Raw genomic sequence first — 26,640 nt, forward strand, 5'->3', positions numbered from 1 at the left:
ATGAGATTTCATGATTAGCGACGTGAAATGCTGTGAGCTATATGGTGGTGACGTTTAAAAAACATCACTATGGAATCACTGATCTTAGAAGCGTTAAAATGTTACATTGTCTACGACTTTTGGGTATAAACACCACAAGGAGGTGATTACGTGTCAAAGCTAAGTAATAGAATTGTACTGGCTATAACTTTACTGACCATTCTTGTGTCCTTTGCTATGGGATACGTAATCATTGACCGTGCTTTTGATATTGTCGAGAAAGAATCACGTCAAAAGCTGATTGAAATGGCCCATCGTATTGGAAGTGAGTTTGACTACGAGGTAAGAGAAGTTGAAAATATAAGAGAGCAAGTCAACAACTTGGTTGAAACAACCTTTGATCTTGCGGCGCTAAGGACAGACCCAAATTACATGGACAAGTATAAGGACCAGATTGCACCTATTATTGAACGTATGGCTTCAAATGCTAAAGTGTCAAGGTCTGTGTATGTCTTCTTTGATCCAGCTTTAGACGGGAAAACGAATGATGTTTGGTATGCTGACTTGCATGGAACGGGTCGTGTTTTTCGTCAAGAAGAGTTTGATATGTCTTTTTATGAGAATCCATCACCTGAAAAGGACTGGTATTTTAAGGCTAAAGAACTAAAGCGTCCGTACTGGACAGATCCATACAGGGGCAATGCCTCTTTTGACAGTCACTTGATTTATATTTCTCATACAGCACCAATCTATGTGGACAATAAGTTTATTGGTGTTGCTGGAGCTGATTTCTATTTCGATGAGCTCAGGAACAGAATAAGAAATATAAGCCTTTATGAAACGGGCTATGCTGTTCTTTTCAACGATGAAATGGAAGCGCTCATTCATCCAACACTGGAAGAAGGGGTTTCTTTAAAAGATATAAACAAGGGTGAATATATATGGTTGGCAGAGAAAATGGAAGCAGGAGAACCTGTTATTGAATACACTTGGGTGGATGGCACGCAAAAAATTGTTGCTTCAACCAGGCTATTAAACGACTGGATTATAGCTGTAGCCCCTTCTAAAGAAGAGGTTTTTCGATCTGTTGAGAATATGAGAAAAATGATTTGGGTTGTGGCCCTTCTTGGAGGATTCATTGCTGCTCTGGTCGGCTTGGTTATAGGCAGAAAATTGGTTAAACCCATAGAACAGATTGTCCTGGATATTAACAAAATTGGTCTAGGTGACTATGACAATAGCATTAAAGAAGTTTACAGGAAAAGACGGGATGAAATTGGAATCCTAGCCAACTCGGTTGAGAAGATGAGAGTCACTCAGCAGAAGTCTTTTAATGAAATTAATGATCAGAAATTAAAACTTGAAAAGAGAGTGGAAGAAAGAACTCAAGAACTCATTAAGACCAATGAGTATCTGGAGGAATCCATGGCCAAACTCGAAGAAAATCAAGCGGAGCTTATACTAACAAACGAGGCCCTTGAAGATGCTTTAGAAGTCACTCGAATGACACAAAAGCAACTTATAGAATCAGAAAAAATAGCATCTCTTGGATACTTGGTAGGGGGCATAGCTCATGAAATCAATACACCGGTAGGAAATAGTGTGACGTTGATCACTTACATGCAGAGAGAATCAAAAAGTATTTCTCAAAAACTGGAGACCGGTCAAATTAAGAAAAAAGACTTAAGTGATTTTGTAAACTCCACTCTTGAGGCTTCTGACAATATCTATAAGAACCTTCGGATGACAAGTGACCTTGTCAATCGATTTAAGCAACTGGCAGCTAGTGAATCCATAGAAAGTGTCATACATTTCAATGTACACGAGTACTTGAGTTTAATTGTTAAAAGTATGGGCATTGCTCAGGAAACAGGCTCTATTCAGGTTGATATTGAAGGGGATAAGAATTTGGAGATTCACACAGATGCAGGAAAGTTCTCTCAGATATTTACCAATCTAATTTCAAATTCTTTACAGCATGGATTCACAAGCAGTAAAGGTGGAAGCATTCGTATAAGCTATGAAAATGTTGGGGATGACTTATTTATTAAGTATGAAGATGATGGTCGTGGTATTGAAAAAGACTATCTAGACAGTATTTACACACCGTTTTTTACAACAAAATTTAGCGGTGAGACCAAGGGTCTTGGTCTAAATATTGTCTATAATGTTGTGACCAAACTATTTAATGGGTCTATCCGATGTGATTCGGAGGTGGGGAGAGGAACAATCTTCTTTATTAAGTTGAATATTGAATAAGAAACCATGGGATGAAAAAAGACGTACAGCAGTTTATATTTGCAGTTTATAAGCCAAATTTAACCGAATTCTAATACTTTTTACTATAAGTATAATGTAGAATATGGTTAGAGGTGGTGAGAAATATATGAGCACGCTAAAGGGCTATGTACTGCGCAGTGACATTCGCTTGTATCTGCTTTTCAATAGAGAAATTCAAAACAAAATACTGGACAGACTTTTACTCGGCTTAACAAGACTCTTTGATACGCCGGCTGTGATTGCATTCGTGCTTGGTGTTTATATTTATAGTTCTAGTACCGGGCATCCCATAGGAAGACACCTGCTCTTGTTATTATGCGCGAGTGAAGGGGTTACCCATCTTATAAAGATTATAGTGAATAGGGCCAGACCCTTTGTTTCCATTCATGAAGCCCTTTTTGAATTTGTGCCACCCAAAGACGTTTACTCTTTTCCATCAGGACATACTTGCGCTGCTTTTTCCTATGCGCTGACACTGATGTTTTTCTTTCCGGCCTATAAGCTTATATGGTTGTCAATAGCAGGTCTGGTTGGTGTTTCAAGAGTTTATTTAGGGTATCATTATCCAACCGATGTTATTATTGGCGCCATGATACCCATCCTTATGAAAGCCCTATTACTAGGGTCTGGTTGGCTTTAGTGAATGAATTTAAATATAGCTAAAAAGCCCTAACAGATAGCGATTAACGCCATCCTGTTAGGGCTTTCATATTTGGATCAAAATAAATGTCGTCTAGTAGGGTCTATTTGTCAAATGCACTTAGGTCAAGAGCCGTAAATTGGTCTAGATGGGCTTTTAGTTTATTAGCAATAATTTCAACACCACCATCCACGTCGGACTCAACGTTGATTGGAAGAACTGGATCATGAAGAGACAGTCTAACAAGGAACCAGCCTAGGGCATTTTCAGAAGTGCATGATAGGCGCATGCCTTCATAACTGTTTGGAACGATATTAAAGTCTGGATTGGCCTTAGCAAAATCATTGAGACTGTCTATGACATCTTGACCATAGGCCTTAAAATCATCCAGTTTTATTTTAACGCGAAACTCAGCGGCTTCTTTTGGTTCACGCAGGTCGGCAATGATTTCTGAAAGACTTTTGTTTTCTTGACGAAGCTGTGAGAGCTTGACTAGGATCTTTGTAACGATAAATGCACCATCATCAAGAAAATAGTTTTCTTTTAATGCACCATGACCAGAGGTTTCAATAGCCAGTGCACTATGGATACCCTCCTGGTTCAAACGCACAGATTCATTGATAACATTCTTATACCCTCTTTTAAAACGATGGTGCTTGCCCCCAATAGAAGGTATAAATTCTCCTAGGCCATCTGAAGTGACTGAGTCAGTGACGATCGTTGTGCCTGGTGTGTCTGAAAGGACAATGGCACTCATGAGAGCGATGAGTCTATTTCTGTTAATGATCTTGCCGCCTTTGTCTACAATGGCTGCTCTATCAACATCCGTATCGAAAATGATCCCCAGATCTGCATTCGTTTTTATTGTTGCTTCTTGAATGGACTTCATAGCCTCAGGGTCTTCGGGGTTGGGCACATGATTTGGGAACATACCATCCGGTTCAAGATACTGGCTTCCGCCTATATCTGCGCCAAGTGGCTTGAGGACCTTATCAGCAAAGAATCCGCCGGCACCATTGCCTGCATCCACTATTATATTCAAACCATCAAGGGGTGTGTTGTAAGCGGTGGGGTGATTAACATGTTTTCTTATGTAGTCCACAAGATGGGCACCATATCGGCTGATCAAATCAAAGTTTGAAATAGAACCAACTTCCACATTTTCTGGCACTTGATACGTAGATGCGGATGTTAGAATGGCTTTAATGTCAGGTTTATCAAGACCTCCATCCTTAGTAAAAAACTTCATGCCATTTCTATTAAAAGGCAGGTGGCTGGCTGTGATCATGATAGCCCCATCGCACTTTGTCTCTTCAAATATTGTTGACATGAACATGGATGGTGTTGATGCAATACCACAAGAAAGTGCACTTGCTCCGTGTCCAGTGAGCCCTTTTAATACGCCACTCATAAGGTCTTCGCCGCTAATTCTTGAATCTCTACCCACTGCAATTTTTATTGACTTAGCAGGTTTGTTTGTCTTTTCTGAAATCCATTTCACAAAAGAACCAGCAATAAGTTCCACTTCGTTTTTTGTGAGTGATACAGGTTCTCCCTCTACACCTTCAACAGCGACACCTCGTATATCTGAGCCGTTTTGCAGCTTCATCCACTTTTCAAGCATAATTGCCTCCTTACAATCCCTTTTAGAACGAGAAAAAAATACGTACTCAAACATTATACCGAATTTATGGTAAAAGAAAAATAAAAAATGAAAATATAGGGACAGTCTCTGATATCATATAATAAGGTATGAGGAAAATATGATTCTGGGGTGATTCTTTGAAATTAATAGATATGCACTGTGACACATTCTATAGAATGAAGGAATGCTCGACAAGACAAAATATATTAAAAAATCTATTGCATGTGGATGTGGAAAAACTTAAGAAGGCCCACTCGTATCTGCAATGTTTTGCCCTTTATTCGGATGTTGAGGAATGTCATAAAAAAGGCGTGGGTCCGTGGGAGTACATTTTAGAATTGTATGCCCTTGCTAAAACAGAAATTGAGGGCACAGGTGGCCTTCTTGAAGTGGCACGCAGTATGGAAGATGCTGAGCGAATTCATAAAAACAATAAAGTGGCAGCCCTTATTACGGTTGAAGACGGTGGAATTGTTGGGACAGATATGAAAAAGCTCGATACGCTCTACAAAATGGGCATAAGAATGCTTTCCCTTACATGGAATTATTCCAATAGTCTGGGACATCCCAACCTGCCAGAAACACGACATCTGGGGCTTACAAAGTTTGGGCGAGACCTCGTTTCAAGAATGAATGAGCTGGGCATGGTGGTCGATGTGTCCCATTTATCAGATCAAGGATTTTGGGATATAGTTGATCAAACGCAAAGTCCTTTTGTGGCATCCCATTCCAATGCTAGGGAAGTTATGGGACATTTGAGGAATTTGGATGACGCTATGATCAAGGCTCTTGGAAATGCTGGTGGGATCATGGGGCTGAATTTTTGTCCCTATCTGGTTGCAGACAAGAACAGCAATTTATATGTGGCTGATTTGGTTAAGCACATTCACCATGTGATCAATAAAGGTGGACGGGACTGCGCCGCTATAGGCACAGATTTTGATGGTATGAATGGGAAACTTGAGATTCAGCATATAGGAGAAATGGACAAACTTTATCAGGCATTAAGGGCATCTGGGCTTAGTGCTTGCGATGTGGACCATGTCTTCTATAAGAATGCTGAAAGGGTTTTTAAAGATGTGATGGGATAGGATCGGTGTATTATGAATAAAATAGATTGGCTTTTAGACCAGCTCAAAGTGTATTTTGAAAGTGAAGCCACAGGGCATGATTATTGGCACGCTTTACGGGTGTATAAAACAGCCCTGGCAATTGGTGAAAAAGAGGGAGGAGAGGTCAGAATTATTCAAGCGGCTGCCCTGCTTCATGATGTGGCGGACTGGAAACTGGACAAGGATAAACAAGAAAAGGGAAGAGCCAAAATAAAGCAGTGGCTAAGTGCCCTAGATTATACAGTGGATGAACAAAAAAAGTTCATGAGATTATAGACAATATGTCATATAAGGGTGGAACAAACAAGGATAAGGTGCTTTCGTTAGAAGGTCAAGTTGTTCAAGATGCAGACCGACTGGATGCTATTGGTGCTATTGGTGTGGCGAGAACATTCGCATATGGTGGTGCCAAGGGACGACCAATGCACAATCCCGACTTGGAACCCGCTGATTTTGAGGATTTTGAAGCTTATAAAAAGCATGAAGGGGCCACGGTAAACCACTTTTATGAAAAACTCTTTAAATTGAAAGAGTTGATGAATACAAGATCAGGGAGAGTTATGGCTGAGTCAAGAGATGCTTTCATGCATGCTTTTCTTGACCAGTTTTATGCTGAGTGGGACGGATTATTATGATAAAGTCTTTTGAACCCATTGTGGGAAAAGACCCAAAAGTTTTGATCTTAGGGTCTATGCCCAGTGTAATGTCTTTGGAAAAGTTTCAATACTATGGCCATCCGAGAAATCAGTTTTGGCCTATACTGGCCACTTTGTTCAAGGAAAAACTAGAACATCCGTCAGATGACCAGACATATTTATCAAAATTAACTTTAGTGAAAGACAGGGGCATAGCCATTTGGGATGTCCTAGACTCTTGCGAGCGGGAGGGGAGCCTAGATTCCAATATAAAAAATGAAAGTCCCAATGAGTTAAAAACATTTTTGGAGGAACACCCAACCATTAAAACTATAATTTTCAATGGAGGCAAGGCTGAAGCGTCATTTAAAAAACATTTTAAAGCCCTTTATAGGGATAAAAGATACACATATATTAAGATGCCCTCCACAAGTCCGGCCTATACCTTGAAATTTGAAAAAAAGACCCTAGTCTGGACAAGCATTTTAAGATATTTGGATTAACTTCTGAAAAAGAAGGGGCAACTGACTATGAAAATAAAGAGGGATTCGTAAGATAGATGCTTACGAATCCCTCTTTTGATTGTTTAAAAGAATGTGAAAGATTATAAGTCTTTCAGAGTTGAACGATCTGGTCTTTGAGGAAGAATTGATGAACCTTTGCCACGAAGGAGAATATCAGCTTCATCAAGCCCGGTTTCCCTTGAAATGATTTTACGAACGCGCGGGCCACAGAACTGGCCTTGACATGGTCCCATACCTGCACGTGTTCTCCTCTTAATAGCATCTAGGGAATTGATGTCTATTCCACGATGAATGGCATCAACAATTTCAGCCTCTGTCACTTTTTCGCACCTGCAAATAATATTCTTATCAGGTGATGGGGCATCAATCTGACCATCAAACCCATGGGTTTTTGACTGAATAATGGCCTTGCGCTCAGGATCAAAATCAGGCTTGCTTTCAAGGGAAAGTCCCTCTTCTATTAGAATATCTCTAACATATTCTGCAATGGCCGGTGCCGATGTTAAACCTGGAGAATCAATACCACCTACATTAATAAAGCGCTTAATGGGTGAAGCTTCTATAATGAAGTCTTTGTTGTGGCTGGTTGCCCTTATGCCCGAAAATGATGTCAAGACATGCTTCATGTCAAAATCAGGCAGGGACTTTCGTGCGGTATCAACAATATGCTTTAAAATATCGGCATCTGTATCATTGTCATTTCGAACTTGGATTTCCTGTGCATTTGGTCCCAGCATTAAGTTGCCGTGATAGGTTTGCGTAACCAATATGCCTTTACCGGCATCAGTTGGTGCCTGAAATATAACTCGACTGATTTTTTTGCCTTGGATTTTGTTAAGCAGGACATACTCGCCTTTTCGAGGTGTGATGGAAAAAGTTTTTGCTCCAACCATGTCAGCCACCTTGTCGGAAAAAACGCCTGCTGCATTGATAATCCATTTGGAATGAATAGGACCTTGTGAAGTCTTGATTGAAAAATCATTATCTGTTTTATCTATAGATAGAACTTCGTGCATGAGCTTGAGGTCAACGCCGTTTGAAACAGCGTTTTCAGCCAGAGCAATAGTCATCTCATAGGGCGATGTTACACCAGAGGCTTCGCAAAGCAAAGCCCCTCTCACCGCTGGGTTTAAATTGGGCTCTATGTCTAGTACAGCCTCACGCGATAAGTGTTTGAGGTGGTGCAGACCATTTTTATGACCACGTTCTATAAGCATTTCAATTTTTGCATCATCAGCTTCACTGAAGGATAAGACCATAGAGCCACACTTTCTGAATCCAAAATGAAGCTCAGCATCCAGTTGATCAAACATCTGGTTGCCCTTTACATTGAGAACCGCCTTTAGTGTGCCGGGTTCTGCATCGTATCCACCGTGCACAATACCACTGTTGGCCTTTGATGCACCGCATGAAACGTCGTTTTCTTTTTCTATAAGTGCAATATTTAAATTGTACTTTGATAGCTGTCTGGCGATAGCACTGCCTACGACACCTGCACCAATAATCGCTATATCGTATATCATAATGAGCCTCCTTAACTGGTTGTCATATATACCCATTTACTTGAAGAATATATACCAATTATATATGCAATTTTTATGCCAAAAAGATATTATGTCAAAATTGATATTATTACAAGACGCATTTCTAGTCATCCCCATCCAGAATGAGTATAAATACTGGGTTTAGCTTGGATGCTATTAAAAAAGAGGCGATGCTTGAATCATCGCCTCTTTTGATCTGTATCTAAATGCATTTTTGTCATGTATAAGAAAATCTCAGTGGACTAATAGAGCGTCATGACATCAAATATGTCATATAAATCATCATATGGCACAGTCAACGAGAGGTCATAGTCATAGGCATCAGTGAGCTCATGCTTACTAAATGACAACACAAGGCCATATTCGTCGAGGGTGAAGGACATATCCTCAGGAAGGGTATCAATGTTCTCGATGAATTTGAACTGATCACTGTAGTTGGCTTTAAGTGATTTAAGAAGCACAGGTGAAAATACACTATGGGGTTTTCCTAGGAAGCTTTCCAATGAAACCGCCTTACCTGTTTTCATGTCAAATAAAACATTGTTTTGGGTGCTTTCATATTGTCCGTTGGGATTGGTTATACTTGCATATAGGGTTACACCATAGTAGTTTCCAACAACAAATGATCCGAAGCTGTCTTCGCTCATTCTTACCTTGCTGTTCTCAGACCATCCAAACTTATTTTCAGTGGCATGGAACCACTGTTTTATGGCAGTGTTAATCTTTTCTTCTGCTGTTGGATTATGTGGTATCTCAATCCTCTCGATGTTTCTTGATAGATTCTCTGAATAAATTGAGTCCATCTCAACGCCAAGAGAGTTTTGAAGTCCGAACGCATTATGGGACGAAATCAAATTTCCCACTTGGTCGAAGCTGTTGTTGTCATTATCAAGGTTTTCTACTAGGTCAATAAAATTGATGCTAAGCTTTCCAAAGTTTGTTTGACCATGACTTTCGGCAACATCCTTGAGCACAGTAACCAGAGGACCTTCAAGGTCGCGCCAGTACTCCATATTGATGCCTTCGATGCTATAGAACATTTCGCTGATAAGATTGTTATAGGCCGTATTCATTTGACTGGTCATGAAATCGCTTGATCTTGCGTAAATGGCTTCTTCTAGCTTTAAGATATCATCTGCCATTGCGGAAAAATCATGTGGGTAAGCACCATACTCGTAGTTTTGTACTTTTTTGTTCAAGTCGATCATTAAGTTGACAGACTTTGAAAGGGAATCACTAAAACCTTGAAGGCGTGTCCAATCCGTTTCAACCACAGGTGTTTCTTCATAAGTTACAATGCGCAAATAGGCATCTTTGAGATCTTCGTATTTCTTTTTAGTGACCTCATTCTCAATGTTTTCAATGTTTTCTAAACGCCACTGGTTGTCCATGTCTTGAAAACCAGTGAGTCGGTCATCGGAAATCATGTCAAACCAATCATAGCGGATCTGATTCTGTGCCAATAATAGTCTAGAAAGAACTATGTTGGCTTCATCAGGCGTCGCAAGTTCAAGATTGTCCTCCATAAAAGCAGCTATTTCAATTGCGCTCGGATTGGAGTTCATGAACTCAGAGAAGAGCTGAATAAAGGCATGCTCCTCCTTAGTAGGTGTGCTGGAAGCCTCGTTATCAGTTGTAGATATGTCTTCTTTAGAATCTGTATCAGCAATCACCTCCTTGGTTGAGGTGTTTTCGTCTGTTGTAGATACGCTCTCAGATGAAGGGGCGCACCCTGCTAATAGGGCCACTGTAAGACAGGTGGCTAAAGCAATTTTTAAATGCTTATTCATAAAATCTCCTTTCGATCGTCCTATTGATTGTAATCAAAAGATGTGTACGTTTTGTGTAAAAAGGCTTAAAAAGTCCTTAATCGGAGTTTATACATGAATCTCAGTCCATTTGTGACTGTTAAATCGCTTCAATATGATGGCGTTAAATACAAGGAACGAAATGATTTCAGCTATCCAAAGGCCTGAAACACCATATTCTAGCCAAATAATGGTTAGGTAAGAAAATGGGACAAAAATAACCCAAAGTCTAAGCATGGTAATGACCATGACTGTTCTTGTGTCTCCCGCACCTCTAAGGCCACCAGATATTCCAATCATAAAGTTAAGTAGTGGCTGGTTGACTGCCATTAAAATCATAGTGGACATGGAGGATTCTATAACAGCAAGGTCCGTTGTAAATATACTCAATATGGGCCGTCTGAATACTAAGAAAAGCAGGCAGGCAAAGCATCCCCAAGCTATGGATAGGCCATAAGAAACTGTGCCGACAGAGATGGCCTTGTCCCTGTCATTTTCACCAAGAGATTTTCCTACAAGTGTTGCAGCAGCTATAGAAATGCCAACCGCTGGCATGAAGGATATGGATTCAATGTTTATAAGTATTCGAAAAGCGGCTTCTGAAGCTGTTTCTAGCTTGGATATAAATACCCCAACAACCAGAAAGGATGTTTGCATTAGTCCCTGTTCCATGGCACCAGGGAGACTGATACGTACAAGGGGTTTGATAATGTCTTCTTGGAACTTCATAAGTGACACCTTTAGGTGAACCCGTTCATGAAGTCTAAAGCAAATAAATATATAGGCCAGTACAGCTAGTATTCTAGAGAGAGAGGTTGAAAGCGCAGCGCCTGCAATGCCCATTTCCGGGAATATCCATACGCCTTTAATAAGAACATAGTTGCCTATGATGTTAAGGACATTGGCCACCCCTGTAATGACCATAGGAGAAAATGTATCGCCAGCGCCTCTTAAAACAGAAGCAAAAGAAAAGGATAAAAACATGGCGAGCATACCATAAGCAATTATTGAAAAGTATGCATCAATCATCTGTGTCACTTCAGGTGTTGTATCAAATATCATGAAAATTTCGTCTTTAAATAGAAGAGAAAGTGTCATAACAACCAGGCCGATGATACCATTTAAAAGAACGGTTTGGCTTCCGATTCTATTTAGGCGGTCAAAGTTTTCTTCACCATAACTTCGAGACACAAGGGCTGTGGCCCCGGTGTTAAATGATGTGAAGACAAATATCAGCGTGTACATAATGCTGTTGGCAAAACCAGCAGCAGCCAAGCCAGAATCGCCTATGAAGCGGCTGATCATGATGGTATCAGCCACACCAAGCATTGTGTTAAGTGCCATTTCAACAATTGCGGGCATAGCCATTGTAAGAATACTGAATATTAATGTGCGTTTAGAAATGATGTTTTTTAGCATAAGCCCTCCTTTGTGTTTAAGTACTCGAACGTACTTTCGTTAAAAATATTTTCACGTCTGTACTATTATAGGGGGTGTTACTGACTTAAGCAAGATATTTTTTAAAGAATATATGTAAAACTTGAATTATATACAGGTTTTATGAACATTTGTATAAAGACGTCCAATTTATACCCAGTATATTGACCCTAATGCGATGACTTTAGTAGAGAAGCTAGTTGAGTTTGTGCTAAAATGAATTTAAATGCTTTTGCTAGCAAAAGTGTATGGTTTAATTCTATATGATCAACTTGAAAGGTATCGATTAATAATTCTTGCATAGGTGGTCTGGAAATAATGAAGGACCTCGACGAACAGGATTTTTAAAAGGGCTCATATAATGAAAGTTGATACTTTTTACCAAACAACCCTAAAATGTCAGAAAATTCGTTGGTAAAAAGTATCAGGAAAACCTTTCTCAATGTGTTGAAGCCGGGACAAATGCCAAAACACAAAATTGGCACGTAAGTTGCATAATAAATAAGCAGGAGGAGATTCAGTGGGAAATCTATTAACAAAACGTTTAAGTGAGAACCCAATCGTTGCAGCGATAAAGTCAGCTGACAAGTTGGATGAAGCATTAAAATCCAATGTGGAAATTATTTTTTTACTGACAGGAGATGTTTTCAATTTAAAAGAAATGGTGGATCGGATTCATAAAAGACGCAAGGCTGTCTTTGTCCATGTTGATTTAATTGAAGGCATTGCAGCAGATCCTGTAGGTCTTCGCTTTATCTGCGAAAGCGTTCAACCGGATGGTATTATTACGACAAAAGGTCATTTGATCAAAGCTGCTAAGAAGATGAAAGTTCTAACAATTCAACGTTTGTTTTTACTCGACTCTCTGAGTCTTGACACCGGTATTCATTCCATCAAAACCCATAATCCGGATGCCGTTGAAATTCTGCCAGGTGTTATGCCAAAGGTCACAAATCAGATCGTGGTGAAGACGGATAAACCGATCATCGCCGGGGGACTGATCAAGGATAAAGATGATGTGATCCAAAGTCTTAAGGCTGGTGCCATGGGAATATCAACAAGTGCACAGGATATTTGGGAACTCTAACGGAGGTGTAGAATTTGAAGCATGTAGGGACAATTATAGGTACTGCCATTGCAGGGATGTTCGTAATGAGTGTCTGGGGGGCATTTGCTGGCGAATATGGAATTGGTGGTGGATGGTTTGCAGGTTTTGCAATCATCGGAACAATGTGGTTTATGAACCACTGGATCGGACTAATCAATAACGACGGTGCTTTTGTAGACATGGCGGTTGGTATTGGTACTGCTGGTTTTATGAGAGGTGTATTCGAAGGTGGCGTTTCTGCTGGTATGGAATCACTTCCAACACTTGCTGTTGCACTACTTGGCGGACTAGCTGGTGGCGTTATGGCTAGACAGCTGGAGCAAATGAAGGCTAAAAGTGCACAGGTTGAAGAAGAAATTTCTGTAGAAGCGAAGGGGGCATAATAATGAGCACAGCAGCAATTATCACAACGTTTTCAGGCGCATTTATTTTCCCGTTTCTCATTCGTTTATGCTGGGGAAAAATGTGTGACGCATGGGGCGCAATCGGTGGCTGGATGGCAGCAGGATTCATAGTTGGCACAGCATGGACCCTAAACCACGGTGTAGGTTTTATGGTTCAAACTGGTCCGGCGTGGGTTGATATGGCATTTGCAGCAGGCGCAGGCCTATTTATAGCATCTGCTATGGATGGCGATGATGTGGGCAAGGGTCTGACAAATTTATTTTTCGCAATCGTAGGTGGAACACTAGGTGGATTTATTCTTTCTTGCCTAGGCTAATATAGAATTATTAATTGTGAGCAAACATTTCGTAAATATGTGGAGTGAGATCACTCCTCATTAAAGATGAATAATGGGAGGCATGCACAGTGGAAAAGAAATACATCTTGGCGCTAGACCAAGGCACAACAAGTTCAAGAGCTATCATTTTTGATAAGGCTGGCCAAATTGTTAGAACAGCACAGAAAGAATTTACACAAATATATCCAAAAGCTGGTTGGGTTGAGCATGATCCTATGGAAATTTGGGGCACGCAGTCAGGTGTTGCTCGTGAAGTTCTAGAATATGCTGGCATTTCCCCACAGGAAATCGCTGCCATTGGTATCACAAACCAACGTGAAACAACTGTTGTTTGGGATAAGACAACTGGAAAGCCAGTATACAATGCAATTGTGTGGCAGTGTCGTCGTACTGCAAACATTTGTGATAACTTAAAAGCAGCTGGTCATGAAAATTATATTCGTGAAAACACGGGTCTAGTTGTTGATGCATACTTCTCTGGTACAAAAGTTAAGTGGATTCTAGATAACGTTGAAGGCGCTCGTGAAAAAGCTGAAGCTGGCGATCTTCTTTTCGGTACAGTGGATTCATGGTTGATTTGGAATCTGACACGTGGAAAGAATCACGTAACAGATTATACAAACGCTTCAAGAACAATGCTTTATAACATCAAAGACTTGAAGTGGGATGAAAATATTCTAGAAGCTATGAATGTACCAGCAAGCATGCTTCCAGAAGTTAAGCCATCTTCAGAAGTGTATGGCGTAACAGACCCACAAACATTTGGTGGTGCTGAAATTCCAATCGCAGGTATTGCTGGTGACCAGCAGGCTGCTCTATTTGGTCAAGCGTGCTACTCTGAAGGTATGGTGAAAAATACATACGGTACAGGCTGTTTTATGCTGATGAACACAGGCGAAAAGATGGTTCCATCTAAAAATGGTCTTCTTACGACAATTGCATGGGGCCTTGATGGTAAGGTTGAATATGCTCTTGAAGGCTCTATCTTTATGGCTGGTGCTTCTGTACAGTGGCTTCGTGATGAAATGAAAATGATTGATGACGCTAAGGACTCAGAATACTTCGCAACACAAGTTGATGATACAAATGGCGTTTACATGGTGCCTGCATTTGCTGGTCTTGGTGCACCTTACTGGGATATGTATGCAAGAGGTACTATGGTTGGTCTGACACGTGGTGCCAACAGAAACCATATTATTCGTGCAACGCTTGAGTCTATAGCATATCAAACGCGTGACGTTATTGATGCAATGCAAGCTGATTCAGGTATTGAACTGACTGAGCTTAAGGTTGATGGTGGCGCAACTGCAAATGACTTCCTAATGCAGTTCCAATCAGATATTCTTGGTGTTGATGTAAGACGTCCTCAAGTTGCTGAAACCACAGCGCTTGGTGCAGCTTACCTAGCAGGTTTAGCGGTTAAGTTCTGGTCTTCTAAAGAAGAAATTGCTAAGAACTGGGCAGTGGACCAAACATTCAAGAACGAGATTCCTCAAATTAAGAGAGATGAGCTATACGGCGGATGGCAAAAAGCTGTAGAACGTGCTAAGGCATGGGAAGAGGCATAGGCATTTGCTAATCAGAAGTAAATGATATATAATTAATGTAATAAATTAATATGAATGGCAAGAGTATGAGAGCCACAATTAACCGGTCTGCGGGAGCAGGCCGGGTTAATTGTGGCTTTTTTGGTTTCGATAATTTCCCGTATACGGCGTTGTCGTCCATATTTGAAATGGTCACGTACTTAGGTAGGCTCCCACCTCAAATATAGACTCCGCCTTGACTACAGAAAATTCTATTCACCAAAAATGTTAGATTCAAACTTATATGAAGGTCTTACAAGACAAAGATATTTACGTGAAAATTTATTGTGTGTGAGCGATAATTGTTAGGAGGAAAATCTGTTATGTATGATATAGCAGTAATTGGGGCTGGTGTTATTGGAACAGCGGTTGCTCGTGAATTAAGTCGATATAACCTAAATATCGTCATGCTTGAAAGAGATAATGATGTGGCTTGTGGGACGACAAAGGCCAATAGTGCCATAGTCCATGCAGGCTATGATGCTTCTGCTGATTCTATGAAGGGCATCATGAACGCAAAAGGCAATGCCATGTTTGGTGATGTCTGTAAGGATCTAGACGTTCCTTTTGAACGTATTGGGTCACTGGTTGTTGCCTTCAGTGAAGAAGATATGGTGACACTACAAGGCCTACTTGAGAATGGCCAAGCGCTGGGAATTCCTGGCCTCGAGATTATTGACAGCAAGACAGTGTATGAAAAAGAACCTAATTTGAATCCAGGTGTACGCGGGGCACTTTATGCGCCATCAGCTGGTATAACAGAACCTTGGGAACTTGCAATTGCATATGCAGAAAACGCCATTGAAAATGGCGCAGAGCTTAAACTGAATTTTGAAGTAAAAAGTATTGAAAAGCAAGAAAATGGTTTTGAAATTAAGAGTGAAAATGAAACGATTCAAACTCGTTTGGTTATAAATTGCGCAGGTGTCTATGCGGATAAAATTCATAACATGGTGGCAGATGCACCAGAGTTTAAAATTCATCCAAGACGTGGACAGTATTTCTTACTTGATAAAACAACGGAAGGCTTTGTGGATCATGTGATATTCCCTTGTCCTTCAAAGATGGGCAAAGGCACCCTAGTTGTTCCAACTGTGGATGGCAACATTCTTATTGGACCTGATTCGCAGGATCTGGGAATGGATGACAAAGAAGCCACAGAAACAACAGGAGATAGACTGGCATATGTTCGTGAAATGGTTTCGCAACTCACAACCAAGGTGCCGTTCAGAGAGCAGATCACTGAATTTTCAGGTCTACGTGCTGAACCAGATGGTGGTGACTTTATCATAGACTGGTCAAAGTCAGTAAGTGGTTTTTACAATGTTGCAGGCATTAAATCACCAGGGTTATCCTCAGCACCAGCAATCGCAGAACGTGTCCTTGAAGCTGTTGTTGAGACCCTAAGTCCAGAAGAAAAGACAGATTTTAATCCTGTAAGACGCCCGCGTGTGAAACTGGAAGATTTAAATGATGATGAGCTACAAGCTCTCATTGAAAAGGATCCACGATATGGTCGAATCATCTGCCGCTGTGAAATGATTTCAGAAGGTGAAATTGTAGATGCCATTCATAGAGCGGCTGGTGGAAGAACAATAAATGGTATTAAAAGACGTGTTCGACCAGGTGCTGGCCGTTGTCAAGGTGGTTTCTGCGGCCCGCGTGTCCTAGAAATTTTAGCAAGAGAACTGGATTTGAATCCAACTGAGATTGCCCATGAAGGCAAAGACTCGTATGTACTTATTGGTGAGACCAAGGCCTAAGGAGGGAAAGTCATGAAACAAGTGGATATCGTTGTCATTGGTGGCGGCCCTGCAGGTCTTGCAGCTGCTATTGAGGCACGAAAAAACGGTGTGAAAAATATTTTAGTTATTGAACGTGACAGAGAGTTAGGTGGCATCCTAATGCAGTGTATCCATAATGGGTTTGGACTGCATGTCTTTAAAGAAGAATTGACTGGCCCTGAATATGCTGAACGCTTTATAGAGGAACTCAGCCAAATGGGTATTGAATATAAACTTGATACAATGGTCACTGACATTTCCAAAGATAAGGTTGTCAAGGCTATGAACACAGAAGATGGGCTTATGACCATTGAAGCTAAAGCTATTATTCTGACAATGGGCTGTCGCGAAAGAACACGTGGTGCTATTGCCATCCCTGGTTCCAGACCAGCGGGTGTTATGAGTGCAGGGACGGCACAAAGATATATCAACATGGAAGGCTACATGGTGGGCAAGCGTGTTGTTATACTAGGTTCTGGTGATATTGGTCTAATTATGGCAAGAAGGATGACCCTGGAAGGGGCAGAGGTCTTAGCGGTAGCTGAACTAATGCCTTTCTCAGGCGGTCTAACAAGAAACATTGTTCAGTGTCTAGATGACTTTGATATACCGCTTCTTCTATCCCACACCGTACAAGAAATTCGTGGTAAGGACAGACTCGAAAGTGTTGTAATAAGTCAAGTGGATTCAAACTTTAAGCCAATTCCAGGCACAGAAAAAACATATGAATGTGACACGCTTCTGCTATCAGTTGGACTGATTCCAGAAAATGAGCTTAGTAGAAGTGCAGGCATTGAAATCGACCCTGTGACAAGTGGACCAGTTGTCAATGAAGCTATGGAAACATCGGTGCCTGGTATATTTGCCAGTGGAAATGTTGTCCATGTTCATGACCTTGTTGATTTTGTTACAGCAGAAAGCCGACGTGCTGGTGAGAATGCTGCACGTTATGTTCTTGGACAACTTAAGCAAGATGGACCAATTCAAAAAACAGAAGCCGGACACGGCATAAATTATATTGTTCCGCATACAATTAGAAAAAGTAATATTGAAAAGGATGCCACACTCTTCATGCGTGTGGGAAATGTCTATCATAATGCAGAACTTATTGTTAAAGCAGACGACGAAATAATCATGACGAAGAAGAGAAGACATATGGCACCAGGTGAAATGGAAAGCTTAAAATTGCCAGTCGACAAACTTCCAGAAACAGATGCAGTGATCACAGTAGAAGTGGTTGAGGAGGTTATTCAAGATGAAAAAGCATCATGATTTGGTGTGCATCGTCTGCCCGATGGGATGCAGACTGACACTGACCAAAGATGAAACAAATCCAAAAGGATATAGTGTAGAAGGCAATGTCTGTAAGCGTGGTGAAGATTATGCGATAAAAGAAATGACCAATCCAACGCGCATGTTGCCAACAACTGTAAAAATAAAAGAGGGTTTCATAAGCAGGCTTCCTGTTCGTACGACAGAGGCTATTCCAAAAGAACTCATTTTTGATGCTATGAAGAAAATTAATGAAGTGGAAATGGAAGCGCCCGTAAAATGCGGTGATGTGGTTATAAAAGACATTCTAGGGACAGGTGCAGATATAATCGCAACGCGGAGCATGAAAAGACGATAAGTTAAGATTTGGGGGGGTTCGGTTGAGAATAAGTAGTATACCCATCCAACGTATCAGGGAGAGGGGAATAAGAGCGCCAGAGGATTATGATATTTTCTTTGGCTCATGGACTCAAGGTGTCTGTATTCTAGACCATGCCGGGATCGTACAGTATGTAAACCCTGCTTATGGTCAGATATTCAGGCAAAATAGGGCATCTTTGATACATGCCAATGTTTATAAGCATCTAAACGATGAATTGGCAATAGATGCCCTGAAAAGAAAAAAGCATGTTAAAGGCTATTTGCAGACTTATATAGGAGAGCATAAAATTTATGCTGAAGCCACACCAATGCTGGATGATGGTGAATTTTGCGGTGTCCTGATACAGTACGAAGAGATGGAGAGTGCAGACAATCAAATTGTGGATATAACAGGATTTATTCAAAGTGGTCAAACAAAGGCACTAGAAAATCCTTTTCCCGAAATTGTGACACGAGACAAGCGTTTTATTAAGGTGCTTGGCCAAGCGCGTCGTGCTGCACAGACAAATGCAACCATAATGATACAAGGCGAAAGTGGGACGGGTAAGGAACTTGTTGCACGCGCGATTCACAAACACAGCAAAAGAAATACAGGCCCATTTGTCGCTGTCAATTGTGGTGCTATACCAGCAAACCTCATTGAATCAGAATTGTTTGGATATGAAGCGGGAGCCTTTACTGGGGCCGCTCGACAAAAAAAGGGGAAGTTTGAAATTGCAAATGGAGGCACCCTCTTCCTCGATGAAATTGGTGACTTGCCCCTTGAACTTCAAGTGAAACTCCTTCGTGCGCTACAAGAGCGTGAAATTGAAAGAGTGGGTGGATCACATCCGATTGCGGTTGATGTGCGCATAGTCACAGCGACCCATTGCCAGCTCCAAGAGATGGTGGAAAAAGGAAGTTTTAGAGAGGATTTATACTACCGCCTTAATGTCGTGCCAGTAGAACTGCCAGCGCTTCGAGAAAGAACGGATGATTTTCCGGTGTTGGTGGATCACTTTATGAAGAGGTCAGCAGAAAACTTAGGGATAGAGCAACCCATTATGACTGAAGAAGCAATGACTTACTTAAAAACTTATGATTGGCCTGGCAATATCCGAGAACTTGAGAATACCATGGAACGTGTCCTAATCTTCGTGGATGATGGTTACATTGACGTTAACGATCTTCCGCGCAATATTTCCAAACACTACAATATGCAAAAAACAACTCAACCGACCACGGGACTAGTAAACCTATCAGCCTTCAACGATGTTGCAAGCTTTGATAGCTATGAAAAAGAGATTATCGAACTTGCCCTAAAAAAGCATGGAAGTTTTAACGCTGCAGGAAAAGCCCTTGGATTAACACATAAAACAGTCGCTGCAAAAGCTAGAAAATATGGCTTGCGTGATTAGAGCGATTAGATAAGACCCCCAATTAGAAAGAGTTCTGTTTGGCTATAGCCAAGCAGAACTCTTTTGTGCTTTAAATCATACCGGGGTATTTACAAAGAATTGTGACTCTGGAGACTTTAATATCATTCGGGATAAATATAAAGCGGCGGTACAAGTATATCTTTTTTATAGGGAATGTCTTCTGAATCTAGCCCGTTAATACGCATGAGATAGTCAGCATGGTCGGTGGATCCATAATATTTAAAAGAGACCTCAACCAAAGTCAAGTGCTCCATATAGGGTTCTAAATAAACAGGCAAGCAAACTTCATGGGATGCAATATATTGGTAGTCAATCAAGGGGTTTAAAATCTCAATTAATTGGCTATGCTCATTGGTTCCATAAAAGTCGATTGAGATGGTTTCAATAAGTTTCTGCCGGTCTAGAATGGCCCTGCTTGTATCATGTGAAATAAAATGAGTGAAATAAGAGGCAAGGGTTGGATATGACCCGTTGTTCATTATCTCAGGAAAAACTTTGTTTACGGCATAAGCTTTATGGTCATGAAGTTCGGTGGTATCCGTAGCACCATCATTGATTTTTCCGGGAGGCGTGCCTGAGATATCGGGAATGAGGTTGAAATTTTCCTCCGCCTCATCATTGTCAAGTATAGTCATATAGGCTGTGGTGGGTGGTGTATGAAAGGCTCTAACAGGTGTATGATCAACAACGACTTGTTGTCTGTAAATTGTCGGGGCCAGGAGTGTCAGAAGTAATAGACTGAAGCTAAGGAGGCCCTTAACTGTTCTAAACAGTGTGTAGCGAGCTGTTTGTCTGAACTCTCTAACCTCATCAAAAGTCATTATAACCCATGCATAGCCATTGTCTTCAGACACAACACTCCCCATAATCAGATGATTTAACTGATGGCGTTCGACAGCCTGTTCAAATAAGTTAACATTGACTCGAAAGGCATTGGTATCAATGCTACCAGCGGCTATAAGGGCAATCATATCACCTTTTAAGAGCCTGTGAGTGATTTTGAAAAGGGTCATGATTTGTTCTGATTTAAAGTCCACTTCTCCGATAGGAGGCACCTGTTTCTCAAATAGAATATATTCAAGTTTGCCTTCTCGACCAGTCTTTAAGCTGAAATGCTTTTCGTTATCAAGACGGCTCCCGTTAAATGTTGTAAGGTCCCCTTCGCGGTATATATATACATGATTTTTACCAAAATTAAAGAGGATTAAGTGGTCGCCATAAACAAAGGCAATGGTCAAGTTTAATCGGACCATGTCATCCTCCCCATGTAGACTGTTCCAGTCTTGAACAGTTTTATTGAGCTGAAAGATAGTGTATTTAATAAGATTTACAATTTTTTTTCGGTTTTGCTCAAGATCAAGCGCATTGATTTTATTTTGAAAAGCATGTATGGAGTTTACAATCTCATCAGGGAGCTCTTTTGACTCAAAAGGTGTAATTAAAAAGGACAACTGAGTGTATTTTTTAGAATAGCGTTGGTGAAGACTTGAACGATTTAAGGTTTTAATGTGTCCTTCATGTAAATAGGAAATAAAGAGACAGTCTCTTTTGCATGTTTCAGGCATATGGGTCACTACATCAAGATGCATCGAAGTGATTCTTCTCATTACGCCACCTCCTTACAGATTTGCGTCGTACAGAACTTCTTTCCATCCTGCTGTTTAGATGGTCAGACAACCAGGTGAAGAAGTAGTGTCGTTTTTCATTGAAAAGAGGTTGCTTTCCAAATGTGACATAATCTATCTTTTTCAAAAATTTAATGGCTATGACAAGGGAAAAAATGAAGGTTGTAATTGAACTCAACATGAATCCATAGCCATAATATTCCAAGCCATAGGGTATAAATAAATAAGTGAAAACAAGATTGGTTAAAAAGAAACACAGTGTTATCAAGACAGCATGAACCCTTGCTTCAAAATAGAGCATAACAAGCATGATGACGAAGACAAAAATATTAAATAGAGCCCCGATGCCTGCAATTTGAAAGATGGTCCTAACAATGATGGGACCGCCGAGCAAATAGAATATTTGTGGAGCCGTAAGGATAAGTGTTGCAGAAAGCAATGCCTGTATTTCAAAGGTGTATGCAATTTGCCTGTAAAGAGATCGTCTCATGTCCTTGTTGGCAATAAGAATTTGTCGGTATGTGCCTTTGCCATTCACCAGACTATAGTATTTTTTATAAGTGTCATAGAACTCGATTTCAATAGAAACAATAAACAGCACCATTGTAGGTATGATGGTCAAATAGGCCAGGAAAATGGCGTTGTCGTAAAGCGGTGCATAGAGGTAGGTGTCATAAATGCTGACGCCCACAAAGCTAAACCACATGAGAATGTCATCAATCCATAATCCCATTGTGTAGAACAAACCCACCATAAAAAGAGAGGGATACTTATCAAGTGTGCGCAAGAAATCAAATTGTAGATTGTTTCCGTATTTAAAGTTTCCAAAGAAAGTATAGGCTAGGATTATAAGGGTGCATGTAATGCCAGATAAATAGGCAAATAGCAAGTTGCTGCCTGCTTGAAACTCAGAAAATGGAAGCGGATAGTTTGCAAGAGCAAGGCCGAGCCCTAGAGTGATTGCTCCACCGAGAATATAAGCCTTTGATATTAGACCATAGTCTTTTACAGCACTTAAATAGACCATGATAATCCAAATCATAGACAACATGATAAAGAGCATGATGGACATAAGTTTATATGGTACAGGCAGATCTTTTCCATAGTAAAAGAATATGGCGACGCAAAGGTTTAAAAAACCAACCAATTTTGTAAGTCCAATTGATGAAGGCTTTATGTAATCATATGATTTCAAATACAGCTTATCAGATATGTAGCGTGTTATTATGAGTTGCCAAGGTGCAGTGAGAATTTGTGAAAAGACAAAAGAGTACACAATGGTTCCCATAAAAAGGTCTCGCTGAACGTTCTCGTTGATGATCCATTCAGAGAGTATGACAAGAGCATTTACTGTTAGAACCGCAGCAATCCATGGACCTGCAGCAACCAGGGCAGAGTAAAGATAAGCCTTGGTTCTTTGAGTAAAGGTTTCTTCTTGAAAAAGTTTTTTTAGAGTGAATCCAATTCCAGCCATAATATCACCTGTATTTGTCGTAAATGCCTTTGTAGGCTTGTGTCAGCATCTTGTTGCTGTATAGATTTTCCACCCGAACCCTTCCATTCTTTGCAAATTCAGCACGCTTTTGCGGGTTATGAAGGAGGTCTAAAAGACTCATCGCAATTTTGTTAGGTGAAACAGGTGGAACAATAAGACCAGCCTGTCCGTAGTCGTCATTTGTTCCTTCAAGCAATTCTTTGCAACTGCCCACATTGGTTGCCACAAAAGGAATACCACTGGCCAATCCTTCTAAAATGACAAGGGGCATGCCTTCAGAAATAGATGTTAGGGCCAGTACATCTATTTTTGGCAAAATGTCGTGAATGTCGATGCGACCAGTAAAGGTAATAACATCCTCAAGGTCAAGTATAGAAACAAGATTTTGACACTGTTCATAGTAATCTTCATCTTCATCCGTTGGTCCAATTAGAAAGAGTTTGGCCTTTGGCTCAGCATTGCTGACCAGTTTAAAAGCCCTTATGAGTGTTAAAACATCCTTAATGGGGACAACGCGGAGGATAGACCCAATGTTCATACGCCCTTCAACGACTGGTTGAACCTTATATTTAGAAGGTTCAATGCCATTGGGGATAATCTGACAACGTTCCTTAGGTGCTCCGAGTTCCAGTTGAATTTCATGGTTTCTATGAAATAGTGTGACAATGTCATCGGCTCTTTTATAAACCCCGGTGGATATGAAATAAAAGAAGTCAGTCCACAATTTTTTGTAGGTTTGCATGAGCCATCTGGATTTCAGAATGTCTTCTTCCCGTTCGCGGGCATATATACCATGTTCAGTTAAAATGAGTGGCTTGTTATACTTTGCCTTGGCCATGAGACCGATAAGTCCAGCATATCCAGTTGAAACACTGTGGTATATATCCGCCTCGGGAATGGGGTACTGCATTAAGTGAACCACAGGCAGCAACATTGATCGTATTGTCCAAAAGAATGCATTGAATTCATGGGTGTTATACTCTTCCAAATATTTTCTTCGAATAAGTTCCCAAAAAAGTTTTGTTTGTAGGAAATTAAGTGTATTCCCAATCTTTTTTTTATCAGAAATAGAATGTGTAAAAACATCCCAGTCGATGTCATCGTTAAAAAAAATAAAGTCATTAATGGATGCCTTGCCTTCTTTGGAAAGACGTGGTTCAAATATAAATCTCTTGTGCTTCAAATTTAAATAGGTATTGAGATAGTTGGTTGTGACCTTTTTTATCATAGGAGGCAGGTCATATTTATAATTTGGGTACGTTTCTGGGTCTGGCACGAGTGATAAAATTTCAAAATCATGCTCAGGCATTTCTTGTACAAGGCGATGTATCCATGTAGAAACCCCACCTGAAATATAGGGGTATGAGCCTTCGGCAATAATACAAATTTTCATGAAATCCCTCCTTCTTTTGTCCAGAATACGACATAGGGCATAAGATTTGCGGGCAGGATGTCAAATCGTTTATTCAGGTGATTTGCATAGTGTGCCAGTTTGTGGAGTCTGTTGTTTCTGTATAAATAGTTCATAATATAGAGGTGTCCGTTAGGATCTTTTGGGTACAGCCGCGTGTATTTTTTTAAGACGGTTAATAGTTTTTCATCATATTCAAGCTTTGTATAGGAATTCATTATTTTTGAATATATCTTTTTAGAATCTGGTTCAAATTCCAGTTGTTTATAAAGAAGTTTAATATAATCTTCTCGAATAATCCTCTCCACTTCAATGTCCATAAGCTTAGATTCAAGATATTTTTCTGTTGCATCGATATAAGCCATTAAATTTTGCGGAGATTGATTGGAAAGGTATTCATTTCTTGTTTGACTGATTTTATCCTCAAATTCATTTTCAAAGGCATTCAGTGCTGTGGCAGCATAGTGGGTGACTTCAATATCAGCATCATCTAGGCTGTCCTTTAACAAATAAGAATAATCAGAGTCCCTGCCACTGAGCATGGCTGAAATCATGTCTTTTTTTGTATCATGCTGGGAATATAAAAACTGATCTTGAATGCTCATGGTTTTAACATCACTTGAGAATGAGGTTTGGGATTCAAGGTCTAGAATTCTCTCGTAGAATACATACTTTTCATATTCGAATAAGAGTGTTTGATTGTATTCAAAATAAATCACAGAAAATTGAGTAAAACCAAAGGCCAGTGGGCCAAAACCAGGTAGTATCATAAAAATAAAGTAGGGATAGATCATATATCTTCTTGGAATACGCCTAACAAGAATGATTGATGCCACAGTAACTACAATATGAACCTGCCAGTATAAAGATGTAATGGCAGGTGATTCAAAGTACTGGACAAAGAAGACCAGATCAACTATGCCGAGTATGGCTAAAAGACTGGATAGTACATATTTCATATTTCCACCTCATTTATGTGTTGACCGGGGCAACCTTATACTCAAGGTTTTTTAAGATCCTTTCATTGATTATGTTGAATGCTGTAGGTGGGGTTGCTGGTAGAAGAATATGAATCGTATTAGATGCTTCTTCATAGCTGAACACATCCACTGACCGCATAAAACCAGATAGGTTTAAGTGGATGTCTTCAAAGTTGGCGTCGGTGAGCTCGTATTTCAAATAGAGAAACTCAAGTCCAAATTCAGATTCTCGTCTTTCTTCTTGGATGAGTCGAGTTTGGAATTCCTTGTATTTTAGGAAGTTGGTTTCTTCTAAGTATTTATCTTCACGCAGTTGTGATTCAACATAAATGGCTTGACCAATCGAGCGACTAACCCACTCTACAATAACCTTAAAAAGATTAAAAGCGTACTCTGAGAGAACGTCGAAATCCATATCTTCAATGTTAATAACAGCTATAACAGAACCATCGTGTTTAATGGGTGCTGACATTAAAGGGAATTCGGCCTCATCTGTGTCGTTCCATTTGAGAATTTCAAGGTTGCTAACGACTCTTTTAAATCCGACCGAATGTATGGTATCAATGGTTCGTATATCTTTTCCAACAACTTTTCCCATTCTAAGCTTTAAACGCAGAAGGTCAGAATTTTTTCGATCAACAGTATAAATGGATACCGTTGTGGCATTGACAAATTTCTTTAATATGCCCATGGTTTCAGTATAAACAGATTCAGGATCAAGAGAATCCAAGTTGGATGCTATTTCATACAAGGAAAGAATGCTGTGTTCTGCGCCAATAATCTGTTTTTTAAGGTCCTTGTTAACGGCCAATGATTCCTCGTATTTTCGACCCAGTTTTTCAAGACTGGTTTCAAGAAGGATAATTCTATTGTTTAGGCGCTGGGTCACAACTTCATAATTGTCTTTGAAAATCCCTAGTATTACAGCGGCCCAAAAAATTGAAAGAATATACTTGTAGTATCTTATGTCACCAAGCAGAGGTAGAAGTTCTCCAAACTGATCTTGGTAGACCATACCATAAAAAACTGTGCATACAATGGCACCTAGAATGCCCATATAGTTGCCATAACGAATACCAATCATTGCAGAAATTATAATAAAAGGGTGTGGACTGGCAATGAGAAAGGCATCTGGTGTGACTGCGAAAAAATAGTAAAAAACTATGACTGTCATACATAGTAAAGTCACTTCAAGGAGGCCATAAATCATTTTTTTTCGGCTCATAAAAAACCT

23 protein-coding genes are annotated in these 26,640 nt (G+C 40.2%); 14 read left to right on the top strand and 9 right to left on the bottom strand.

Going from position 1 to position 26,640, the window contains the following annotated elements:
* Window positions 1-150 precede the first annotated feature (150 nt).
* Window positions 151-2,238 carry an ATP-binding protein gene (locus ACQ4KW_RS06080; RefSeq protein WP_430885644.1) on the top strand — a complete coding sequence of 696 codons (2,088 nt, stop codon included), beginning with the start codon at window positions 151-153 and terminating at the stop codon, window positions 2,236-2,238.
* Between the two features lie 127 nt (window positions 2,239-2,365).
* On the top strand, window positions 2,366-2,899 hold the full coding sequence (locus ACQ4KW_RS06085; RefSeq protein WP_430885645.1) for a phosphatase PAP2 family protein: 534 nt from the start codon (window positions 2,366-2,368) through the stop codon (window positions 2,897-2,899).
* A 103-nt stretch (window positions 2,900-3,002) separates the two neighbouring features.
* Here the strand turns inward: ACQ4KW_RS06085 and ACQ4KW_RS06090 are convergent, their stop codons facing one another.
* Window positions 3,003-4,523: a phosphomannomutase/phosphoglucomutase gene (locus ACQ4KW_RS06090; protein ID WP_430885646.1), complete on the bottom strand. Its 1,521-nt coding sequence runs from the start codon at window positions 4,521-4,523 to the stop codon at window positions 3,003-3,005.
* Between the two features lie 158 nt (window positions 4,524-4,681).
* On the opposite strand from ACQ4KW_RS06090, the gene ACQ4KW_RS06095 reads away from it, so the two are divergent.
* Genes ACQ4KW_RS06095 through ACQ4KW_RS06110 form a run of 4 tightly spaced genes read left to right on the top strand, consistent with a single transcriptional unit; the run spans window position 4,682 to window position 6,794 of the window.
* Window positions 4,682-5,635, top strand: a complete 954-nt coding sequence (locus ACQ4KW_RS06095; RefSeq protein ID WP_430885647.1) for a dipeptidase — start codon at window positions 4,682-4,684, stop codon at window positions 5,633-5,635.
* Window positions 5,636-5,647: 12 nt separating this feature from the next.
* Window positions 5,648-5,932 carry an HD domain-containing protein gene (locus ACQ4KW_RS06100; protein ID WP_430885648.1) on the top strand — a complete coding sequence of 95 codons (285 nt, stop codon included), beginning with the start codon at window positions 5,648-5,650 and terminating at the stop codon, window positions 5,930-5,932.
* 5 nt (window positions 5,933-5,937) lie between these two features.
* Window positions 5,938-6,291 carry an HD domain-containing protein gene (locus ACQ4KW_RS06105; RefSeq protein WP_430885649.1) on the top strand — a complete coding sequence of 118 codons (354 nt, stop codon included), beginning with the start codon at window positions 5,938-5,940 and terminating at the stop codon, window positions 6,289-6,291.
* A complete protein-coding gene (locus ACQ4KW_RS06110; protein WP_430885650.1) occupies window positions 6,288-6,794 on the top strand; it encodes a DNA-deoxyinosine glycosylase in 507 nt (168 codons plus the stop codon). The genes ACQ4KW_RS06105 and ACQ4KW_RS06110 overlap by 4 nt, the downstream gene beginning before the upstream one ends.
* Window positions 6,795-6,895: 101 nt before the next feature.
* Here ACQ4KW_RS06110 and ACQ4KW_RS06115 read toward each other — a convergent pair whose 3' ends face one another.
* The 3 genes from ACQ4KW_RS06115 to ACQ4KW_RS06125 form a co-directional block, all read right to left on the bottom strand.
* Window positions 6,896-8,335 carry an NAD(P)/FAD-dependent oxidoreductase gene (locus ACQ4KW_RS06115; RefSeq protein WP_430886545.1) on the bottom strand — a complete coding sequence of 480 codons (1,440 nt, stop codon included), beginning with the start codon at window positions 8,333-8,335 and terminating at the stop codon, window positions 6,896-6,898.
* A 266-nt stretch (window positions 8,336-8,601) separates the two neighbouring features.
* A complete protein-coding gene (locus ACQ4KW_RS06120; protein WP_430885651.1) occupies window positions 8,602-10,149 on the bottom strand; it encodes a hypothetical protein in 1,548 nt (515 codons plus the stop codon).
* Window positions 10,150-10,236: 87 nt separating this feature from the next.
* Window positions 10,237-11,586: an MATE family efflux transporter gene (locus tag ACQ4KW_RS06125; protein WP_430885652.1), complete on the bottom strand. Its 1,350-nt coding sequence runs from the start codon at window positions 11,584-11,586 to the stop codon at window positions 10,237-10,239.
* 538 nt (window positions 11,587-12,124) lie between these two features.
* On the opposite strand from ACQ4KW_RS06125, the gene ACQ4KW_RS06130 reads away from it, so the two are divergent.
* From ACQ4KW_RS06130 to ACQ4KW_RS06165, 8 genes are all read left to right on the top strand, one after another.
* Window positions 12,125-12,691, top strand: a complete 567-nt coding sequence (locus tag ACQ4KW_RS06130) for a glycerol-3-phosphate responsive antiterminator (protein WP_430885653.1) — start codon at window positions 12,125-12,127, stop codon at window positions 12,689-12,691.
* Window positions 12,692-12,705: 14 nt separating this feature from the next.
* Window positions 12,706-13,095 (top strand): Lin0368 family putative glycerol transporter subunit, encoded by a 390-nt coding sequence (locus ACQ4KW_RS06135; RefSeq protein WP_430885654.1) that lies wholly within the window; start codon window positions 12,706-12,708, stop codon window positions 13,093-13,095.
* A gap of 2 nt (window positions 13,096-13,097) precedes the next feature.
* The gene (locus tag ACQ4KW_RS06140; RefSeq protein WP_430885655.1) at window positions 13,098-13,433 is read left to right on the top strand and encodes a Lin0368 family putative glycerol transporter subunit; all 336 of its coding nucleotides are present in this window, start codon (window positions 13,098-13,100) and stop codon (window positions 13,431-13,433) included.
* Window positions 13,434-13,522: 89 nt separating this feature from the next.
* Window positions 13,523-15,022 carry a glycerol kinase GlpK gene (glpK, locus tag ACQ4KW_RS06145; protein WP_430885656.1) on the top strand — a complete coding sequence of 500 codons (1,500 nt, stop codon included), beginning with the start codon at window positions 13,523-13,525 and terminating at the stop codon, window positions 15,020-15,022.
* Between the two features lie 341 nt (window positions 15,023-15,363).
* The gene (locus ACQ4KW_RS06150; RefSeq protein ID WP_430885657.1) at window positions 15,364-16,803 is read left to right on the top strand and encodes an NAD(P)/FAD-dependent oxidoreductase; all 1,440 of its coding nucleotides are present in this window, start codon (window positions 15,364-15,366) and stop codon (window positions 16,801-16,803) included.
* 12 nt (window positions 16,804-16,815) lie between these two features.
* Window positions 16,816-18,096 (top strand): NAD(P)/FAD-dependent oxidoreductase, encoded by a 1,281-nt coding sequence (locus ACQ4KW_RS06155; protein ID WP_430885658.1) that lies wholly within the window; start codon window positions 16,816-16,818, stop codon window positions 18,094-18,096.
* Complete coding sequence (locus ACQ4KW_RS06160) at window positions 18,080-18,454, top strand: DUF1667 domain-containing protein (RefSeq protein WP_430885659.1); 375 nt, start codon at window positions 18,080-18,082, stop codon at window positions 18,452-18,454. Before ACQ4KW_RS06155 ends, ACQ4KW_RS06160 begins: the two co-directional genes overlap by 17 nt.
* Window positions 18,455-18,476: 22 nt before the next feature.
* Window positions 18,477-19,874 carry a sigma-54 interaction domain-containing protein gene (locus tag ACQ4KW_RS06165; RefSeq protein WP_430885660.1) on the top strand — a complete coding sequence of 466 codons (1,398 nt, stop codon included), beginning with the start codon at window positions 18,477-18,479 and terminating at the stop codon, window positions 19,872-19,874.
* 122 nt (window positions 19,875-19,996) lie between these two features.
* Here the strand turns inward: ACQ4KW_RS06165 and ACQ4KW_RS06170 are convergent, their stop codons facing one another.
* Genes ACQ4KW_RS06170 through ACQ4KW_RS06190 form a run of 5 tightly spaced genes read right to left on the bottom strand, consistent with a single transcriptional unit; the run spans window position 19,997 to window position 26,631 of the window.
* Window positions 19,997-21,502 carry a hypothetical protein gene (locus ACQ4KW_RS06170; protein ID WP_430885661.1) on the bottom strand — a complete coding sequence of 502 codons (1,506 nt, stop codon included), beginning with the start codon at window positions 21,500-21,502 and terminating at the stop codon, window positions 19,997-19,999.
* Window positions 21,474-22,994, bottom strand: a complete 1,521-nt coding sequence (gene pelG / locus ACQ4KW_RS06175; RefSeq protein WP_430885662.1) for an exopolysaccharide Pel transporter PelG — start codon at window positions 22,992-22,994, stop codon at window positions 21,474-21,476. The genes ACQ4KW_RS06170 and pelG overlap by 29 nt, the downstream gene beginning before the upstream one ends.
* A 4-nt stretch (window positions 22,995-22,998) precedes the next feature.
* Window positions 22,999-24,408: a GT4 family glycosyltransferase PelF gene (pelF, locus tag ACQ4KW_RS06180; RefSeq protein ID WP_430885663.1), complete on the bottom strand. Its 1,410-nt coding sequence runs from the start codon at window positions 24,406-24,408 to the stop codon at window positions 22,999-23,001.
* Window positions 24,405-25,385 (bottom strand): hypothetical protein, encoded by a 981-nt coding sequence (locus tag ACQ4KW_RS06185; RefSeq protein WP_430885664.1) that lies wholly within the window; start codon window positions 25,383-25,385, stop codon window positions 24,405-24,407. The genes pelF and ACQ4KW_RS06185 overlap by 4 nt, the downstream gene beginning before the upstream one ends.
* Before the next feature lie 13 nt (window positions 25,386-25,398).
* A complete protein-coding gene (locus ACQ4KW_RS06190; protein ID WP_430885665.1) occupies window positions 25,399-26,631 on the bottom strand; it encodes a GAF domain-containing protein in 1,233 nt (410 codons plus the stop codon).
* Window positions 26,632-26,640 lie beyond the last annotated feature (9 nt).

Origin of the sequence: Tianxiuia mixotrophica (assembly GCF_050596425.1) — a bacterium.
Lineage (GTDB): Bacteria > Bacillota > Clostridia > Peptostreptococcales > Acidaminobacteraceae.